The following is a 698-nucleotide window of genomic DNA, read 5'->3' on the forward strand; positions in this document are numbered from 1 at the left end:
GGGGCCCTGGGCATCGTGGGCGAGTCCGGCTCGGGTAAGAGCGTGACCTCGCTGGCCTTGATGGGTCTGCACCGGGGCAGCCGGGCCCGCATCAGCGGTGCCATCGAGGTCGCGGGCCAGAACGTGGTCACCGCCTCGGACAAGCAGCTGCGACGCATGCGCGGTAACGACATCGCGATGGTCTTTCAGGACCCCATGCAGTCGCTGCACCCCCAGTACACCATCGGGAACCAGCTGATGGAGGCCTACCGGGTGCACCGGCCCAAGGCCACCCGGGCCCAGGCGCGCACGCGGGCCATCGAGGCGTTGGAGCGGGTGGGCATCCCCCAGCCCGCCACGCGGATCAACTCCTACCCGCACGAGTTCTCCGGCGGGATGCGCCAGCGGGTGGTCATCGCCATGGGGTTGATGTGCGATCCCAAGGTGTTGTTGGCCGATGAGCCGACCACCGCGCTGGACGTGACGGTGCAGGCCCAGGTGTTGGACCTGCTCGATGAGCTGCGCCGTGATCTGGACATGGGGCTGATCCTGGTCTCGCACGACCTGGCGGTGGTGGCCGGCTCCGTGGACGAGGTCGTGGTGATGCGCCACGGTGTGGCGGTGGAGCGGGGTGAGGTGCGCACGGTCCTGTCGGCGCCCGAGCACCCCTACACCCGGGGGTTGTTGGCGGCGGTGCCGCGGGTGGAGGTCTCCCGCGC

1 protein-coding gene is annotated in these 698 nt (G+C 70.1%); it reads left to right on the forward strand.

Annotated features, from left to right (window positions below; genetic code table 11):
- Positions 1-698, forward strand: a 698-nt coding sequence (locus PFX91_RS23045) for an ABC transporter ATP-binding protein (RefSeq protein ID WP_285735231.1), incomplete at both ends; no start/stop codon positions are given.

The organism is Nocardiopsis sp. ATB16-24 (assembly GCF_030271535.1).
Taxonomy (GTDB): domain Bacteria; phylum Actinomycetota; class Actinomycetes; order Streptosporangiales; family Streptosporangiaceae; genus Nocardiopsis.